The following is a 2462-nucleotide window of genomic DNA, read 5'->3' as shown; positions in this document are numbered from 1 at the left end:
GGGCCATCACCACAACCAAGGATTCGCTTGCTCAGGTCGCCCTCGGATAATCCGAACATAGCCTGATATTCTTCAAAAGACCGGCCCCATGGGACTACGTTGGTTAACTCCAAACCTGACTCTCCTTAGTCTGTATAACGCATAAGTAACCGGCACCGGAGCGCCAGCGTAGGGAACCAAAAGCAATAAGCTTTTGGTGTCCGGTTGACTGACTGGTTATATTTCAATTACTCCCCCAGACCAGCCAGCCGATGAGCTTTCCGCAACGACTATAGCTGATTGACTCTCATTGGCTGAAACGAGTAGACCAGAGCGTGACCAAATAGCACTTTTACCGCAAGGAAGCCCACTGCTTGAGCGCGAGTTTTGATTTGCCATCGCTACCACGATTCCGTAATTACGAGCATAATTTCTCAATATTTCGGTATCTTTAGGGTATCCGTTACCCGTTATCATCGCGCCGGATATATAGATTTTTGCACCTTTCTCAACACAGCCAGCTACGTGATCTGCGACATTTGTGTCCGCACAGATGGCGTTTGCGATTAAATGTTTACGCACTGGGGTTAGTTCGTAGCGATTACCAACGGAAAAGTACTTCTCTTCTCCAGGATGAAGATGCATTTTCGTATATGTGCGAATGCTTCCATCTGGCGCAAAGATGAAAGATCCAATCTCAGGAAGAGTGTCCGTTGCAACCGGCGCCCCAGCAACCACAAAAATACCGTGTTTTTTCGCCGCAACTTGCAAAGACTGAAGTTGCCTATCGTGAACTGACATCGCAAGATTCAGCGAGAGCTCAGGCTCATAACCTGTGAGGGAAAGCTCGGGAAATGTAAGATAAGAAACATTGAATTGCGCGGCAACCTCGATGGCCGCTAAATGTCTCTCCACGTTTTGGCCAATGGCTCCACTTTCGGATGATATCTGAGCCACCGCAATTTTCAGCCCCACTACATGTTCCTTCTTGAAATATAACGCCCGCATAACCGGCAAACAAAAAATGGGGCTATGATGCCCCATTTTTTGTTTGTCCGAGTTAATGCGTTTGTTAAGCTTTCGCTCTTCTCCTAGACAAACCTAATCCTGCAAGTCCAAGCCCTAGCAAGGCTATAGAGCCTGGCTCTGGAACACTTGTAGCAACAGAGTCATAACTCAATGTTTCTACGGCAAAAAGCCAATTATTACCATTATTGTTCCATTCAATGCTCTTGATGTTTCCATAAGACGAAAGATCGAAAAAGCCACTAAAGAGGTTTCCGGTTGCAATTAATGAATCTGCGGCATCAAAAATGCTCCAAATCGTGGACTTGCTTCCTTCATTATCAAAATTGAACATTACATTAGACGCGAAATCGTCAAATTCTGCTTTCAAGATTGTGTTGGTTGGATAGGAAACACCATCTGTGGAATTCCACAAACCACCACCATGGGTTGTAGAAACCCATGGATCGCCTTGTTCACCTTCTCCTGCAAGAGAAAACGTAACATCACCTATAGTTGAAACGTTTCCGTTACCCATATTAGTAAAATCTAAAAGCACGGCATTTGCCGAAGCAGAAAGAGCACAAAATAGTATTAAAATTACCTTTTTCATTTTTTTCTCCACAATTCCTAAAAATCGGAAAAAGGAGCACGCACTTAATGTGCCATCATTTTTAGATAGCTGTATTAATTGGTTTTTTATGTGCAGACAAAGAACATCTTCATTAAAGTGTAAATTTTCCCGACATCTATGATCTATATTTAGCTTAACGCTAAGCGCACCGGCGGCCTGACAAGGCCGTCTGAGTGACGCGGCTGGTTAAGCATTGCTCTCCAAAGCATGGTCCTGGAGATCAAATGCATAGAATTTGGTGTGGGGCGTTGGATTGAAAAAATATGGCTCAATTTCCCGGAAGCCCATTAGCTCGTATAGTTCTTGAGCTTTTTTTGTGGGAGGCACGGCATCGAGGACCACTCTGGTATAACCCAAACCTTTCAGCTTAATCAGAAGGTTATCCATTAGCCGGCGCCCAAGCCCGTTACCCTGATATTGGCGCCGAACGTACAGCCGCTTCACCTCTGCCGTGTGCTCATCAAGTTGACGAAAACCAACGCCACCGGCCACCTGCGATTGCACAATAGCAAACGTATATTGGCCGTTGGGAAGCGAGAACAAAGCCTCGAGCGAGGCCATCTCTCCCTCAAAATCCTGATAAGAAAGGTCGATATCCAGCCAATCCGCATACTCAAGAATGAGCGCTCTCAACTCGTCGCTATCCTTGGGGAAGATCACATCCCTGATCATGACCACCTGTTCCATGGTTTCGATTACTGCTTAACGCCGTTGTTCAGCGGCAGCCTTGGCAGAGCGAAGCGGCGACAAGGCTGTCCGGTGGAGGGCCGCCAGGCCCGGAACGAACTGGAACACTTGGTTAGGCATTTTTCAGTTCCTCGCACCGCATGGAGCTGCTGGTAAT

Annotated in this window: 2 protein-coding genes and 1 pseudogene; all 3 read right to left on the bottom strand. The window is 46.5% G+C overall.

Annotated elements, in window-relative coordinates:
• Positions 1–216 precede the first annotated feature (216 nt).
• Positions 217–954 (bottom strand): carbon-nitrogen hydrolase family protein, encoded by a 738-nt coding sequence (locus AC13E3_RS00135; RefSeq protein ID WP_206855300.1) that lies wholly within the window; start codon positions 952–954, stop codon positions 217–219.
• 97 nt (positions 955–1051) lie between these two features.
• Positions 1052–1144 (bottom strand): annotated as a pseudogene (locus AC13E3_RS00130) (PEP-CTERM sorting domain-containing protein); the annotation flags it as partial.
• Positions 1145–1804: 660 nt separating this feature from the next.
• Complete coding sequence (locus AC13E3_RS00125) at positions 1805–2305, bottom strand: GNAT family N-acetyltransferase (RefSeq protein ID WP_482901552.1); 501 nt, start codon at positions 2303–2305, stop codon at positions 1805–1807.
• Positions 2306–2462: the final 157 nt, after the last annotated feature.

Source organism: Marinobacter sp. L-80, assembly GCF_056859395.1.
This window is presented reverse-complemented; position numbering and strand designations above follow the sequence as displayed.

Excerpts from the sequence above, each read along its gene's own strand:
- AC13E3_RS00125 (WP_482901552.1), bottom strand. The coding sequence starts at position 2,305 with ATGGAACAGGTGGTCATGATCAGGGATGTGATCTTCCCCAAGGATAGC.